Raw genomic sequence first — 15,071 nt, forward strand, 5'->3', positions numbered from 1 at the left:
CCGTCCTCGTTCGCCGTTGCCGGGATCGCCGCGTTGGTGGTGGCCCTGGCAACGATCAGCTACCAGGTGCTGCGGGCCTCAGTGGCTGACCCGGTGAACTCCCTGCGCTACGAGTAGCCCCGAGGCTGACAGTAGCAACCCGGCTGCCTGTTGGCGCGGCGGCCATGGCACATCCTCGCCCAGCAGTCCTGAGTGGTCTCGTTCAGGTGCTGGGCCAGGTCCTCGCGCGTCGGCGGAAGGTCGATTACGGGGACTAAGCGGGCCTGGACTGAGGGGGCTATCAGGGGCGGGTGTAGACCGACGTGAAGTTGCCCGGAAAGGTGCCGTAGAGACGGTCGTTCGAAATGGCGCCGTCGAGTTGGGCAGGGTTCTCAAAATAGACGGCGTTCCAGCCAGCCACCTGCATGACATAGTGAAGGCCCGGCCTGAGGCGTGTCTTCTGCACCTTGCTGACGCGGATTGAGCCGTCGCCGCCGCGGGTGCTCTGCTGGTATTGGAGGGTGCCCGTCGGGAGCCTGTACGTGAAAGCGTAATACTGCAGGCCGGCGGCGAGCGCATCTGCCCTGGCAACCTCCACCAACCGGTCCTCGAGGGTTTCAAGAGCTACGTCATCAACCCTGAATTCACCGTGCGCCATTTGCAGCCATTCATAGAGTCTGTCCAGCAGCTGGTAGGACTGGTTGGATGGTGCCTCCCACTCGGAAAGCCAGATGATGATCGTAAAGAGCGACGTTTGCGCGTCTGCTGCGGGTGCCACCGTCCTGACTTTGCCCACCAGGACCACGGTGTAGGCGCCGTCTTCGCCATAGCCGTTATCGATTATCTGGAAACCGGGGAGCAGGACAGCCTCGGCCTGGGTTTCCACAAAGTCGTAAACCGTCTGAAAATTTTCCACGGTCGTGGTGGACTCGATGCGGAGGCCAGCCATTTCGCAGGCTTGGCGCTTGGCGTCCAGAATGGCCTCCAGCCGGTCTTGCTGGACGCCGTCGCGGCTCGCGTCGCTGATGCCCTTGACGGCGACGTCGGTGATGTCCTGGCCGTGGAGGTCAGCGGCTGAGACGGCCAACAAAATAATCAGCGGCGATATCATGGCACCTGTCCCGGAAATGGGGAACCAGGTGGGAAGTTAGGGTCGCCGCAGGGGAAATGGGCCACCCGGGGCACCCGAAGCGTTGGAAATTCGCCGGGGCGGGAGTAGCTTGGAGCCCTGTCGCCAGGCCTGATGGTGGTCTGGGGCGGAAACATGTTTCACCATGGCCATGTCTGCCTTAGGCGGGGGCGAATTCAGGGCTGTCCCCATGGTCCGGAACCCTCATACTTTGGGAGTCTGCTCATGGATCGTATCCACCTACTTATGAAGGGAATCATGCTCGTGGCACTGTCGTGCTCACCGGGGCCCAATCCGTTGCTGACACCGTACGGTACCCCCTTCGACGTAGCTCCGTTTGACAAGATTACCGAAGACCACTACATGCCGGCGATAGAGGAGGGTATGACCCAACAGCTGGCGGAGATACAGGTCATAGTGGTTAATGAGGCTGAGCCCACTTTCGCCAACACCATTGAGGCGCTGGAGTTTTCGGGGTCGACGTTGGACCGGGTGTCGGCAGTATTCTTCAACCTGGAGGGGGCCAACACCAACGAGCGCATGCAGGAACTTGCCCGGCAGATATCGCCGCTGCTGTCAGGGCACGACGACGAAATTCTGCTGAACAGCCAACTGTTTGAGCGGGTGCAGGCGGTATGGTCGCAGCGGGAGGAGCTGGATTTGGACGTGGAGCAGGCGACCCTCCTGCGGGAGACCTATCGCACCTTCATACGCAACGGCGCGCGATTGGATGAGGCGCAAAAGGGGGAGCTGACCAAGATCAACCAGGAGCTCTCCAAGCAGTCGGTGGCGTTTGGCGAGCACATTCTGGCTGAGAACAACGCGTTCGAACTGGTGATCGGCGACGAGGAGGAACTGGCGGGACTGCCAGAGAGCAGCATCAGCGCCGCCGTTGAGACGGCCGGGGAGCGGGGGCACAAGGACAAATGGGTTTTTACCCTGCACAAGCCAAGCCTGATTCCATTCCTGCAGTACTCGGCTGTGCGGGCTTACCGGGAGCGCATCTTCAAGGGCTACATCATGCGCGGCGATAACGGCGACGAGAACGACAATAATGTGATTGCCGCTAGAATGGCGGCGTTGAGGGTACGGCGGGCGAACCTGTTGGGATACCCCACGCATGCAGCCTATGTGCTGGAGGAAAATATGGCCAAGACGCCGGAAACGGTGTACGGCCTGCTGGATCAGCTGTGGGCCCCGGCACTGGCCAAGGCCAAGCGGGAGGCGGCGGAGTTCCAGGCCATGATCGACGCCGAGGGGGGCGGCTTCAAGCTGGAACCGTGGGACTGGTGGTATTACGCCGAGAAGGTGAAGAAAGCCAAGTACGATCTGGATGATGAACAACTGCGTCCCTACTTCGAGCTGGAGAACGTGATCCAGGGGGCTTTCGAGGTGGGCAACCGGCTGTGGGGCCTCACATTTGAGGAGCGTTTCGACCTGCCGAAATACCACGAGGACGTGCGCACGTTCGAGGTTAAGGACAGGGACGGGTCACACCTGGCCGTCTATCTGGTGGACTATTACCCCCGGGCCAGCAAGGGGGGTGGTGCGTGGATGAACTCCTTCCGCAAGCAGTCCAAGGTGCGTGGGCAGCGAGTGACGCCCGTAATTTATAATGTAGGCAACTTCACCAAGCCCACCGCCGACAAGCCGGCGCTAATCACCTTTGAGGAGGCCAAGACCCTATTCCACGAATTCGGCCATGCGCTGCACGGCTTCCTGTCGGACGTCACCTACAACAGCCTGTCGGGAACGGCGGTGCCGCGGGACTTTGTGGAGGTGTTCTCCCAGGTGATGGAAAACTGGGCCTCGGCGCCGGAGGTGCTGAAGTTGTATGCCCGACACTACGAGACGGGCGAGCCCATCCCGGATGAGCTCATCGCCAAGATTACGCGGGCAAGCACCTTCAACCAGGGGTTCGCCACGGTTGAGTACCTGGCGGCGAGCTACCTGGACATGGATTGGCACAGCCTCACCGATACGGCGGCGCAGAGCCCGGCTGACTTTGAAGCTATGTCGCTGGATCGGATCGGCCTCATTCCGGAAATTGTAACGCGCTACCGGAGCCCGTACTTTTCCCATATCTTCGCTGGCGGCTATTCCGCAGGCTACTACGGCTACATCTGGGCGGAGGTCATCGACGCCGACGCCTTCCAAGCCTTCAAAGAGACGGGCGATATCTTTGACCCGGCTACGGCGCAGTCGCTGCGGGAGAACGTGCTCTCGCGGGGAGGCACCGAGGAACCCATGACGCTGTACAAGCGGTTTCGGGGACGGGAGCCGGAGATTGAGCCGCTGCTGGTGCGCCGGGGATTGGACTAGGGGGTGGCCTGATCAGGCACGTTTTGTCCCGAGATTCACTCCATTGATTGACCGTCCCATCAACGCTTGTATATGGTACCCCCCTTCATAACGAAGGCGACTTGCTCCATGGCGGTGATGTCCTCCAGGGGATTGCCGCGGACCACCACCAAGTCGGCGAGCATGCCCGAAGCGATGATGCCCCTGTCGTCCACGCCCAGCAGGTCGGCGGCGTAGACCGTGGCGGTGCGCAGGGCCTCCAGGGGCGACATGCCGGCCTCCACGTAGGCAGCAAACTCCCGGGCGTTGTCGCCGTGGGGGTAGACGCCCGAGTCGGTGCCAAAAACGATCATCACACCGGCCTCGATGGCAGCCTTGATGCCGGCGGTGCCGTGGGCGTGGGCAGCCACCTTGATGCCGTGGCGGGCGGCCTCCTCAACGAAGGCCCGCAACTCATCGGCAGCGTACTGCTGGGGCCGACGGATACCTCGTACGAGAGGACGCTGGCGGTGGCGCATATCTTGATGACTTTGGCGCCGTGTTTGGTCTGGTAGCGCACCGCCTTAACCACTTCGTCAATGCCGTCGGCGACGCCTTCCTCGGGGCCAATCTCCAGAATGCCGGGGGCCCAGCCGGTGGCGTCGCAATGGCCGCCGGTAATACCGAGAGAATGGCCGGCGGGAAAGATGCGGGGTCCGGGGAGGAGGTCCTGGTCAAAGGCGCGCATAAGGGCAACCTCGGAGAAGCCTCTGGAACCCACGTTGCGGACGGTGGTAAAGCTGGCCATGAGTGTGAGACTGCCGTTGCGGGCGCTGCGCAGGGCCTCGTCCAGGGCGGTCTCCTTCACGGCCCGGATAAAGGACTCCTTGCTCAAATCGTAACCCAGGTGGGTATGCATGTCCATGAGGCCGGGCAGGAGGGTTACGTCGCCCAGATCGATGACCCGGGCACCGGCGGGAACCTGGCCACCCACGGAGCGGATGCGGTCACCCTCGATGACCATGAGCTCCTGGGCCGGAGCGAGGGTGGCCAGCAGCAGAGCGGCCGGCAGCAGTCATCGAGGGGACGAGACGTGAAGCATGGCTGGAATCCTTATCTGAGTGGTTGGTGGGGATGAATTAAAGGTCATCGACGGAAGGGTATATGCAAAGCCCCCGACACATGGCCGGGGGCTTTATTGAAGCTGGGCGCCAGGCGCCGAAGTGCCTCCTAGATTGCACTGGCGGAGGCCGGCGCCCAATGTATGTTAGACAAAGGACCACCTCCTTTCGTTGGTTCAGCGAAACAATCCGTAGCCCAATTTAACACCGGCAGGGGACGGGTCAAGGGCTCAAGTAGAGCTGGTAAATGGCTAAGGCGAACCCAGCGAGGAGGTAGCCACAAGCAACAGGACGGCGGCAGCGAGGCCCCAGGTGCGGCCGAATGTCGGGCGATGCCTGCCAAATTGGCCGACAGCCGTGGTTAGTATGGGGGCCGCTCCGCCAGCCTCCGTGACTGCCGCATCGGGGCATGTTACGTGCTTAGATTCCGAGCGTTAATAAGGAGATCGATTGTGCATCGCGCCCTTGTATCCACCGTCCTAATTCTGATCCTGAACGTCGTTCAGGCCGGCGACCGGGGCACGGATCTGTCCCGCGTCCGCAGCGAGCGCCTGACCGTGCTGCTGCCGCGCCTGCTGGCGGAGAAAGACATTGACTGTTGGCTCACCTTCACCCGGGAAGGGGCCACCGATCCCCTCCTGAAGCGGTTGGGTAGCAACCGCATGGTGGCGCGGGCGGCGCTGATCTTTGCCCGCTCCGCCGATGACGGCTACCGGCGCATCGCCATCGCCGCCTCTTACGATGTGGAGCCGCTCAACGCCAGTGCCCTGTATGACACCGTGATTGCCTACCGCAGCGAGGGCATCCGGCCTCATCTGCAGACGGTGATTGCCCAGCTGGCACCGCGGACCATCGCCGTGAATTTTTCCCGGGACGTGCCCATGGCCGACGGATTGTCAACGGGGATGCTGCATTACCTGGAGGAGGTGCTTCCGGGCTACCGGGAGCGGTTCGTTTCTGCGGAGGAACTGATCATTTCGCTGTTCAGCCGCAAGCTGCCGGCGGAGATTGCGGCCACCCGGGAGGCTGCGGAGCGTACCCAGATGATCCTGGCGGAGGCTTTGTCGCGGAAGGTGATCAAGGCGGGGCGGACGACGGAACTGGACGTGGCCAACTACTTGCGCAGGCGGGCGGCAAAGCTGGGGATGGAGGAGTCGTGCATGAGTATCGTGGCGGGGCCGCAACGGGGGCACTCGGATCCCTCGGGGCGGGTGATTCAGCGAGGGGACCTGGTACGGGCGGATGTCTGCTTCAAGGTGCGGGGCTACTCCTGCGACATCCAGCGCACGGCCTACGTACTCAGAAAGGGGGAGACGGAGGCGCCCGCGTATGTGGAACAATTATGGGCGGACGCCCGGGCGGCGAACCGGGCGGCGTTGGCCGTGCTGAGGCCGGGTGTCACCGGCAATGAGGTGGACCAAGCGGGGCGGTCGTACCTGGAGAGCCACGGCTTTGAGGGTTACCCCCACGCGGCGGGGCACCCCATCGGGCTACAGGTGCATGACATCGGCCCCCTGCTGGCGCCGGACTGGCCCGACCGCTACGGCAACCTGGGATTCTTTCTTCTGGAGACGGACATGACGCTGGCGGTGGAGCCACTGCTGTATACTAACGAGCCACGTCTTGGGGGTGCCATCAACGTGGGCATCGAGGAGAACGTGGTGCTCACAGAAAACGGCTACCAGGTGCTGGGGCAGCTCCAGGAGACGCTGTGGATAATCAAGTAGGGGCGGAGGCCAGACCGGGTGTGAACAGCTCACCCGCGACGGCACGGGCCCCCGAGTTATCCAGCAGCAAAGACCGGGCATAGGCGAGCACGTCCCGCAGAATCTCAGGCAGAAGCTGGTAATAGATGGTGGGGCCCTCGCGGTAGCTGGTGACCAGGCCGCCATCCTTGAGTTTGCGGAGCTGGTGCGAGATGGCGGAAGTCTCCATGGCGAGGATATCGGCCAGGTCGCATACGCAGAGTTCGCGTGCGTAGGCCAGACTCAGCAGCAACCTGAGGCGGGTAGGGTCGCCCAGCAGGCTGAAGCACTTTGCCTGGGCTGGCAGCTCGTCCAGGCCGGAGAGGTGGCGCTGGGTGCTCTCAAGCACCGGGAGGTTCACTTTGGAGCTTGCGCAGGTGCGGTCAATCATGATTCGATTCCTTCCAAAAAAATGGTCACATATCGTTAGCGCTTAAATCTTAGTGTCAGGTTCAGACCTGCGGCGGTCTGCTGGCTACCAGTGAGGCGGGTCCATAAGGGGCCGCTGAGCCGCACCACGCCGGAGAGGGTCTCGGTGAGTTCCAGATCGAATCCAGCGCTGCCCTCCAGCCAGATGCCACCGGAGTTGGGCGCCGGCGACCCTTCCCACACATCACCCCCTTCCCGCCTGATTCCCAAGGTCAGGTAGGGATAGCTGCGCCACAGTCGGTGGGTATGGCCGATGGCATGCAGGTCGATTCCTAGGCGGCTTCCGGGCTGGAAGCCCTGGGCGCTTTTCGGTGAGCGAGGCCGGAAGCGCACCAGCAGCCCTGTCACCCAGGGGTGCTCCGAGCGGCGCCACCACTCGCCGTAGAAGATGGCGCTGGCCGTGCCGTTGCCCAGGGCGAAATGGCGGTGGTCCACGGTGTCGGCCCCGGCTGCGAAGGGGTTGGCGGCGTAGCTGGGGGCGGTGGGCAGCACCAGGGTGAGGCCCAGGAAAAGTCGTTGACCGGGGCCAAAGGGGGTATTGGTCACCACATAGCGTAAGCCCAAGCGCACATCGCGCAGGCCCTGGATGGTCTCATTGCGGTGGTGGGCGTCCTCCTCGTGGGCAGACTGGGACCAGCGCACATAGGGCAGGATGACCAGGGCGTTTACCCGGGGGCTGAGGCCCAGCATGCCGAACAGCTGCACCTCCTGGACGGCAGCGCTGCCCAGGTGGTCATTGCCAGACGTGCCCCCTGGCGCCTCGGCAGTGAGGCGGGTAGCGCCGAGGCCGATGCCCAGCAGCAGGCCGCCCGGCTCCAGTCCAATGCCCTCAGTGGCGCTCCCGACCGGGAGCGTGGGGTTGCTTCAGAGGGGTCACTGGCCCCGGAGGGGGCTGAGTACCAGCAGCAGCGCCAGGAAGGGGAGCCGCCAGCGGGCCAGGCCGGCAATGCGCCGCGCCACCATCAGCGGTCCGCCTTGGCCGCGCCCTTGACCACCTCACTGAGAGTCGGGTGGAGGTGAATAGTCATGGTAATGCGGTCCAGGGTGCCGTGATCGTGCGTGGCGACAGCCACCTGGTGAATGAGCAGATCGGCGTGGGGACCCAGAATGTGACCGCCGAGAATTTCGTTGCTTCTTGCATCGATGACCAGTTTCACCATCCCCTCGGTCTCCAATATGGCCAGAGCCCAGCCAGCCGGTCCCCGGAACCACGCCCAGCGGCGCTGCCGATAAAGGCTCCCCGGCGATCCTCCGAGGGGACTTGGAGCCCCAAGTCGGCATCAACGGCACCAGCGAAACCGAGAACGTGGGCAGTGTTGACACCGGCAACGTTCATGTTGTGGCTCCAGAGTTGTCGGTCACTAGGCCCCCGGCGGCGAAGGACCAGGTGTCGCCCCTGCCGATGATGAGGTGATCGTACACCCGCACGTCGATGCCACGGCAGGCGTCGTCGAGCCGCAGAGCGAGACGCAGGTCGGCGGGGCTAGGCTCAGGATTGCCGGCAGGGTGGTTGTGGACGAAGATCACCGCCGCGGCTTTACGGTCGAGGATGAGTCTGAGTGCGTCGCGGGGATGCACTCCGTCGCCATCCGGAAGGCCATCGGACAGTGCCACCAAGTCAATGACCTCATCGCGGTCATCCAGCAGGACCACCAGAAACTGATCGAACCGGTTGCGGCTGAGGTGCTCCGTGAGGCGCGAGAGGAGCCGTGGTGCGTGGAGAAAAGGGGCTGCTAGGGTGGCATCAGTGTGGATCATGGGTGAGCTCTTAAAGGCTTAATTACTTATTTGATTATATGTTCAAATAATAAATAAAGCAAGAGTTCCCGGGTTTATTCTCTGGTCAGGTCGCTCGGCGGACTGAAGTACAGCTTACCGCGGAAGGAAACGGGGAATCTGCGGTTATAGCAAATTGTGATCAGCGAAAGAGAAGTGCTCGTTGCCGCCGATGATGAGGTGGTCGTGCACCTTTACATCAATGGTTTCGCAGGCGCGCTTGAGGCGTTTGGTGAGTTGCAGGTCCTGCTCGCTGGGGGTGAGGTTGCCGGAGGGGTGATTGTGGACGAAGATCACTGCCGCCGCGTTGCGCTCCAGGATAAGTCTGATAACTTCGCGGGGGTAGACGGCGCTGCTTGCGAGACTGCCCTCGAAGAGGGTCACTAGATCGAGGACCTGGTTGCGGCTGTTGAGCAGGATGACCATAAACTGCTCCAGGTTGCGGTTTTTCAGATGGTGAATCAGATAGGAGAGCACTTGGCTAGCGGTTTGAATATAGTCGCGCTCGATGACGCCCTCTTTCAAATAGCGCCGGGCAACGGCCTGGACGAGGCGCAATCCGAAGATGTTGCGGTCACCTACCCCTTTCACAGATTTGAGCAGGCTGGGGCGGGCATCGAGGACGCCGCCGAGAGACTTGAACCGGACGAGAAGGGCCTTGGCAGTGGGTTTGTGGTCGGGACGGGGATCGGCCAGTTTCAGCAGAAGTTCGATGACCTCGTAGTCCAGAAAACCATCCAGGCCGTTGGACAGAAAACGGTTGCGCAGGCGGGCATAGTGCCCACCCTTCTGGCCCGCACGGGTGGCCGGGCTTTCCCTGCTGCTGCTGGCTGGCATGACTGGCGGGGAAATTTGCATCTGTTCCCTGCCCTTTGCAACTCTCGCGGCGGGGTCATAAATTGCCATCCATGCCGCGACCGGGCCTCCAATTCCTATTTCATATCCTGCAGAGTGAGCAGTCCATTCTGGCGCGCACCGACCAGAAGGCCTACACCCTGCTGTCAGTCCTGGGGGTGTTCATGGTCTTTTTCATTGCGTACTACCGAATGATGGCCATCAATATGCTTATCGTTACCCTGCTGACGATCTATTTCGCGGCCGGCTTTCTGGCGATCTACAGGCTGGTGCGCACCATTCAGCCGCGCATTAGGGGGGTCGCGACTCCAAAGGAGACTGGCAGGGGCCGCGCCGACCCCACCTTTTTTGGTGGTATCCGGCTGTTCACAACTAGCGACGACTACTTCGACTACCTGAAGGAGATGGAGGATGACGAGGACGAAATCCTGAGATTGCTCAGCCGGCAGGTGTACGCCCTGGCGCACCTGAACTGGGAGAAAAACGGCCACCTGCGCAAGGGGATGCAGTACTTTGTGGTGGCCATCAGCACAGAGTTGGTGATGATCCTGTCAACGTTTGTGAAAATGGGGCTGGACGCCCTGTCCACCCAGGGCTAGCGGAAGGAGCCGCCGCATGCCGAAGATTGTATCGTACCGGAAGAACAAGGGGCTGACGCGGACCACCAGCATGAAAGTGGTGCGGCGCTTCCGGTGGAGCATGGCCCACCGCCTGACCCACGGCTACGAAGGGCGCTGCGCGTCACTGCACGGCCACGAGTACGAGGTGGAGGTGACGGTGGCCGGCGAGGTAGACGGCATGGGTCTGGCGGTGGACTTTGCCGATATCAAGCGGGTGTGTCAGGGGTGGATCAAGGAGCACCTGGACCACACCACCATCGTGTCCAGCGAAGACAGCTCGCTGCTGGCATTCCTGAAAACCGAAGCGCAGCGCTATTACGAAGTGCCATTCAACACCACGGCAGAAAACCTGGCGGGGCACCTTCGGGAAGTGCTGCAAAAGGAGCTGGACCGGGCATTGGAGCGGCCCCTGTCGGTAGCGCACATCCGGCTGCTGGAGACGCCCAGCAGTTGGGTAGAGCTGCCCTAGGTCCAGCGGCGGGCCACGCTGGGAACCACCGGATAATGGATTTCACGGACCAGGTGGCACTGATCACCGGAGGCTCGCGGGGCATTGGCGCGGCCTGCGCGCGGCAGTTTGCCGAGGCAGGGGCGCACGTTGGGCTGGTTTATCGCAGCCATGACGAGGAGGCCCGGGAGGTGCAGGCGGCGGTTGAGGCACTGGGCCGGAAGGCGTTGCTGCTACAGGGCGATGTTGCCAGCCTAGATACCGCACGGGATCATGTACAGCAGGTCGCGGCGGCCTTCGGGCGGTTGGACGTGTTGGTCAACAACGCCGGCATCTGGACCGCGCTGACCACGGGGGAGGGCGATGAGGTGGAGTGGGATCGCACTATGGCGGTGAACCTGAAGTCGGTATTTAACTACAGCGATTCGGCAGTCCCGATGATGCGGTCGGCGGGCCGGGGGGCCATCATTCACGTTTCATCCACCGCGGGGCAGCGGGGTGAGGCGGGACACAGCCACTATGCCGCCACCAAAGGAGGCATCATCGCCTACACCAAATCGCTGGCGGTGGAGCTGGCCCCGGAAATCCGGGTTAATGCCGTGGCCCCGGGCTGGGTGGATACGCCCATGAACGCGGGGACCTTCGCGGACGCCGGATTCCTTGCTGAGGTGACGGCCACCATCCCCCTGGGGCGCATCCCTCCGCCGGAGGACATCGCCGGGCCGATCCTTTTCCTGGCCAGCGATCTGGCGCGGCACATCACAGGTGAAATCCTGAACGTGAACGGTGGCGCGGTGCTGAGCGGGTGAGGGTGGTCTCGAAGCGCCTATCCGCCGATGCCGCTCTGCGCCTGCCTCACTAATTCGACATGTCGCCCCAGTTTTGGTTGGGGCTGCAAATGGATTATGATCGCGACGTTGAAGCAGATCGACTTGCTGGTCGGGTCGACTTACTCCGTACCTACTTGGCAGCCACCTAGCGCGGCAGCCCCTGCTTACAACAGCCGCTCGTATGCACTGATATCCTGCTTCCAGACCGGCACGCCGCAGTAGCGATCCCCCTCGGGGCAGACCGGGCGGGCCCCCGCGTGCAGCCGCTGGGTGCAGGGGGGCAGAAGGTGGGCTCCGATGCGAGGATGCACTGCCCTCACCTGGAGGGCCTCATCCAGGCTGGCCCGCCAGATCTCCTCCTGGGCATTGTAGCAGAGGCGCATACGGTGCTTGTGGTGCAGATTGAGCAGGTCGGCTGACTCGGTGAAACGCACCTTCACGGCGTTGGGCAGGAGGTAGTTGGCGAACTCGGTGGAGACCCCTAATCGCTGGAGGCGGACGAGGGTGTCCCAGGTGCGGTCCAAAGTATCAGTGTAGTGTTTCAAAGACGACGGGTCAGCCTGCACCAGCGCCGGAATGACGGCATCGGGCCCGGACGAGAGTTGGGTGGCCAGGATGGGACGACTGCCGGGAGTCATGCGGTGGCGCTGGTCCTGGCTGTCGGCGGTGTGCGAGAGCACCTTGCGGAAGGTGTAGCCGGGATGGTGCAGTGCGCGGGTGAGCTTGGCGTGGGTGGTAAGGTTGAGAGTTTCGCCGAAGGTCGGGTTGCGGGCGGGGTCGAGCGCCAGAGCGATGGCATCGTCATCGTTGAGCTCGGCGGCTGGGAGCCCCAGCACCTCGCGGACGGAGGCGGCGAGAACCTCCTCCCCCCGGGCTTTGTAGTCCACCAGCAGGGAAGTACGCCCGGCCAGCGAGGCGTCGAACTCCTCGCGGAAGCCGGGTGGGGGGATGGCGTCCTGAGACCAGGGGAAATCAGCCAGGTCCTCTTTGGCTAGCGGTTCCTCCATCACCAGGGCGTAGGCGGGATCGTGCTTGAGGACGGCCTGGGTCATGCGCTCCACCACCTGGCGCTGCTCATGGGGCACGTCGGCTTCCCGGCAGATGCGCCAGTAGCGCAGCAGGGTGACGCCGCTGATGGTGTGGTAAAGATGGGCCAGGGCGGCCACGGGGGCCAGATAGCGGGCCACCTCCTGGGTCTTTTTCAAGATGGCAACGCGGTAGTCGTCTGGGCGCTTGCCACGAGCGGGAAAGATGCGGAAGTATTCGGCCTGTGCGGCGCCGAAGAGGGACTCCCGCAGGGCCCGGTAGGCATCCATCTGCATGTCGATGGTTGCCATGTAGAGGTCCAGGGCCTCGCCTGAGAGCGGGGGCACATAAAAGGCGTCCCTTTTCAGGCGCACATAGCGCTGGCTCACCTGCTCGGAGTTATAAAACGGGTGGCTGTGGAGAAAGGACCAGATGAAGTGGCGAGAAACCCCGGTGAGGGCAAACTGAAACTGGGCGTGCTGGAAGGTGGTGTGATGCCCTGCCCGGTAGATGGAGCGGGCGATGGCCACATCACGTCCGTCCTCGTCCAAGCTGATTTGCTCATCGCTGATGATGCCCTTGCCGCTGTAGCAGGTGCGGGCCGTGGCAATCACGTTTTTGAAGGGGGAAGCGAACGCCTTAGTCAGCGTCACGCCCGGAGTGGTGCTGGCACTCATACGGGTTGAGGCGTGTGGGTCGGCTCTGGCACTCGTCAGCGACCCCGTGGCGGGCTCATGCGGCCAGGGCGGTGGACCGGTAGAGGTCGATGAAGCTGGTCACGAGGGCGGAGTTGCCCGCCACCAACCCGGGCTTGATGACCACCTTGCGGCTGTTGTAGCGATGCTCCTCACCGGTGAGCACCCAAAGTTCTGCGCCGGCCTCCTTGAGAATGGCGTGACCGGCGCAGACATCCCACTCGTTCTTGGGCCGCAGGGTAGCAAACATGTCGGCGCGACCGGCGGCGGCCAGACCAAGTTTGTAGGCCACGCTGCCCACGGGCATGAGGCCGCCCATGAAGGGCTGGAAGGGATCCCACAGGCCGCGGCGGGTCTCGTTGCGGCTGCTGAGGATCACCGCTTCAGAGAGTATTTTGTTTTCGGATGCGGAGATGGTCTCGCCGTTGAGGGTAGCACCTTTGCCGGTGGCTGCGGCGAAAGTCTCGCCGGTGACGGGGTTGTGGAGGACACCCAGGACCGGGCGGCCGTTTTCGGCCAGCCCCACGCTGACAACAAACTGGGGCACACCTTCAATGAATTCCTTGGTGCCGTCCAGGGGATCCACCACCCAGACGCGGTCGCGGCCCAGGCGGTCGTAGGTGTCGGTGGTTTCCTCGGAGAGCCAGCCGTAGATGGGGAAGCTGTCGCGGAGCTGCTCCTCCAAGTGCTTGTTGCTGGCGAAGTCGGCAGTGGTGACAGGGTTGTGGAACCCCTTGTCGGTGATTTCGAAGTCGGACTGATAGTAGTTCAGCAGGATCTTGCCAGCCGCCTGGGCGGCCTCGATGGCGGTGGTGAGCTCCGCTTGCATCGCGGCAAAGTTACCACTGGTCGACCCGCAAAGGCGAGGGGGTTACGCGGCGGTCAAGGGGAGCGAGTCAGCGGCGATAGCCGTAGAGCCAACGGCTGCCGGTGGCGCCATGAGTCCGCACGGAGTGGCGGGCACCTGCGGGGATGAGGACCTCCTCGCCAGCCGCTGGGTGTATGACTTTCCCGGGCAGTTCCAGTTCGACCTCGCCTTCCAGGAGCATGAACAGTTCGTCCGAGGGGTGGGTGAAGTCTTCCCATCGCTGGCCAGGCGCGTCGACCCACAAGTCGCAGCTGAAGCCGCGCTCGCTCCAGTCCTGCTCTACCTGAGTGCGGTCGGCCATGCCGTCATATCCAGCCGACCATTATTCTGCTATGCCAACATTGCCACGAGCGACACGCGCTCCCGCAGCGCCGGTGGGCTGGGAAATTAGGTCGTCGGTCGGCGCATTCTGTTCTATTTGAAATAGAGTTGGACACGGACCCCCACGGTGTTGCCGATCGACTTGTGGTTGCAGGACTTCATGAGGTCGTAGACACGGTTACCAAATTGAAAGTCAGAGATCAAAAGCGCGATCGGCTCCCGAGTTTCTACCACCCAGCCGCGATTCTTGGGGGTGACGTCAAGCGTTGCAGAGATTTCCCGGGCAACCCCATTGAGCATGATGCTGCCACTGGCGCGGATGGAATTGGTCTTCCCTTCCCTCCAGGATGTGAAAGAGCTCTTTCCATAATCAAACTGGTCAAACACCACTACCGCATGGCCTAATTCGCCCTTTATGCTGTGGAAGAAGAGCTTCAGGATCCGATTGTTCCGTCCGGGAACAGCGGTATCTAAGGAGTTGATGTCGATGAGCATCTCTAGCCGATCCGGCCCCTTCTTGCCCATGGAGACAACCGCCAGATAATCCCGAAAATAACCCAGCACCTCGGCACTCTCGTTCTTTACACTGCTAAAGGTGATCTCTCCAAGACCTAAGGTGGAGACCGCCCCTTCACCCCCCTCGATCAGGGATTCGGCCAGCACCTCCTTCTTCAGAAAATAGATGGTCTTGGCCGCATAGACATCCCCCAGCGGGAAATCCCCCGGTGTGTAGTCGGGATCTGGATGGATGTTGGCCGGGTCGTTGTAGTAATGCTCCGGAACCTCTTGCGTCTCTGCATAGCGGAGATCGGCCCGGCCGCTGACAGGGTTGGATCCATCAAACGTGAGGCGGGTAGCCCCAAATTCCATCTGGGCTACGCCGGCCTTATCTGCGAACACGTTCCCTATGTTGCCCACGTGGCGCTCTACCGCCAACACCGGGGTAAAG

Annotated in this window: 17 protein-coding genes; 5 read left to right on the top strand and 12 right to left on the bottom strand. The window is 62.4% G+C overall.

Annotation, left to right across the window (positions count from 1 at the left end; genetic code table 11):
- Positions 1–280: 280 nt before the first annotated feature.
- On the bottom strand, positions 281–1,090 hold the full coding sequence (locus tag IH971_08155; protein MCH7497808.1) for a hypothetical protein: 810 nt from the start codon (positions 1,088–1,090) through the stop codon (positions 281–283).
- A gap of 264 nt (positions 1,091–1,354) precedes the next feature.
- On the opposite strand from IH971_08155, the gene IH971_08160 reads away from it, so the two are divergent.
- Entirely contained in the window at positions 1,355–3,430 is a 2,076-nt protein-coding gene (locus IH971_08160; GenBank protein MCH7497809.1) for a M3 family metallopeptidase, read from the top strand.
- A gap of 59 nt (positions 3,431–3,489) precedes the next feature.
- Here IH971_08160 and IH971_08165 read toward each other — a convergent pair whose 3' ends face one another.
- Together IH971_08165 and IH971_08170 are read right to left on the bottom strand one after the other, a co-directional pair.
- On the bottom strand, positions 3,490–3,819 hold the full coding sequence (locus IH971_08165) for an amidohydrolase family protein (GenBank protein MCH7497810.1): 330 nt from the start codon (positions 3,817–3,819) through the stop codon (positions 3,490–3,492).
- A complete protein-coding gene (locus IH971_08170) occupies positions 3,762–4,412 on the bottom strand; it encodes an amidohydrolase family protein (GenBank protein MCH7497811.1) in 651 nt (216 codons plus the stop codon). Before IH971_08170 ends, IH971_08165 begins: the two co-directional genes overlap by 58 nt.
- Positions 4,413–4,961: 549 nt before the next feature.
- Between IH971_08170 and IH971_08175 the strand changes: the two genes are divergently transcribed.
- On the top strand, positions 4,962–6,236 hold the full coding sequence (locus IH971_08175) for an aminopeptidase P family protein (protein MCH7497812.1): 1,275 nt from the start codon (positions 4,962–4,964) through the stop codon (positions 6,234–6,236).
- Here IH971_08175 and IH971_08180 read toward each other — a convergent pair.
- The 5 genes from IH971_08180 to radC form a co-directional block, all read right to left on the bottom strand.
- Positions 6,229–6,645 carry a winged helix-turn-helix transcriptional regulator gene (locus tag IH971_08180; protein MCH7497813.1) on the bottom strand — a complete coding sequence of 139 codons (417 nt, stop codon included), beginning with the start codon at positions 6,643–6,645 and terminating at the stop codon, positions 6,229–6,231. The two genes, IH971_08175 and IH971_08180, sit on opposite strands and share 8 nt — an antisense overlap.
- A gap of 35 nt (positions 6,646–6,680) precedes the next feature.
- Positions 6,681–7,388, bottom strand: a complete 708-nt coding sequence (locus IH971_08185) for a hypothetical protein (GenBank protein ID MCH7497814.1) — start codon at positions 7,386–7,388, stop codon at positions 6,681–6,683.
- Between the two features lie 257 nt (positions 7,389–7,645).
- Entirely contained in the window at positions 7,646–7,843 is a 198-nt protein-coding gene (locus tag IH971_08190; protein MCH7497815.1) for a hypothetical protein, read from the bottom strand.
- 172 nt (positions 7,844–8,015) lie between these two features.
- Positions 8,016–8,441 (bottom strand): JAB domain-containing protein, encoded by a 426-nt coding sequence (locus IH971_08195; GenBank protein MCH7497816.1) that lies wholly within the window; start codon positions 8,439–8,441, stop codon positions 8,016–8,018.
- A gap of 144 nt (positions 8,442–8,585) precedes the next feature.
- On the bottom strand, positions 8,586–9,296 hold the full coding sequence (gene radC, locus IH971_08200) for a DNA repair protein RadC (GenBank protein MCH7497817.1): 711 nt from the start codon (positions 9,294–9,296) through the stop codon (positions 8,586–8,588).
- A gap of 71 nt (positions 9,297–9,367) precedes the next feature.
- Between radC and IH971_08205 the strand changes: the two genes are divergently transcribed.
- Genes IH971_08205 through IH971_08215 form a run of 3 tightly spaced genes read left to right on the top strand, consistent with a single transcriptional unit; the run spans position 9,368 to position 11,191 of the window.
- Positions 9,368–9,913 carry a hypothetical protein gene (locus tag IH971_08205; protein ID MCH7497818.1) on the top strand — a complete coding sequence of 182 codons (546 nt, stop codon included), beginning with the start codon at positions 9,368–9,370 and terminating at the stop codon, positions 9,911–9,913.
- Between the two features lie 16 nt (positions 9,914–9,929).
- Positions 9,930–10,403 (top strand): 6-carboxytetrahydropterin synthase, encoded by a 474-nt coding sequence (locus tag IH971_08210; GenBank protein MCH7497819.1) that lies wholly within the window; start codon positions 9,930–9,932, stop codon positions 10,401–10,403.
- A 32-nt stretch (positions 10,404–10,435) separates the two neighbouring features.
- Positions 10,436–11,191 carry an SDR family oxidoreductase gene (locus IH971_08215; protein ID MCH7497820.1) on the top strand — a complete coding sequence of 252 codons (756 nt, stop codon included), beginning with the start codon at positions 10,436–10,438 and terminating at the stop codon, positions 11,189–11,191.
- A gap of 185 nt (positions 11,192–11,376) precedes the next feature.
- On the opposite strand, the gene IH971_08220 is transcribed toward IH971_08215, so the two are convergent.
- The 4 genes from IH971_08220 to IH971_08235 form a co-directional block, all read right to left on the bottom strand.
- Positions 11,377–12,891, bottom strand: a complete 1,515-nt coding sequence (locus IH971_08220; GenBank protein ID MCH7497821.1) for an FAD-dependent thymidylate synthase — start codon at positions 12,889–12,891, stop codon at positions 11,377–11,379.
- Between the two features lie 79 nt (positions 12,892–12,970).
- Positions 12,971–13,762 carry a 3'(2'),5'-bisphosphate nucleotidase CysQ gene (locus tag IH971_08225; protein ID MCH7497822.1) on the bottom strand — a complete coding sequence of 264 codons (792 nt, stop codon included), beginning with the start codon at positions 13,760–13,762 and terminating at the stop codon, positions 12,971–12,973.
- A gap of 67 nt (positions 13,763–13,829) precedes the next feature.
- Complete coding sequence (locus IH971_08230) at positions 13,830–14,102, bottom strand: cupin domain-containing protein (GenBank protein ID MCH7497823.1); 273 nt, start codon at positions 14,100–14,102, stop codon at positions 13,830–13,832.
- Between the two features lie 113 nt (positions 14,103–14,215).
- Positions 14,216–15,071 (bottom strand): YceI family protein (locus IH971_08235; GenBank protein ID MCH7497824.1); only part of this gene is annotated, 856 nt, incomplete at its 5' end.

It is taken from the genome of Candidatus Neomarinimicrobiota bacterium, assembly GCA_022560655.1.
In the GTDB taxonomy this organism is placed as follows: domain Bacteria; phylum Fidelibacterota; class Marinisomatia; order SCGC-AAA003-L08; family TS1B11; genus JADFSS01.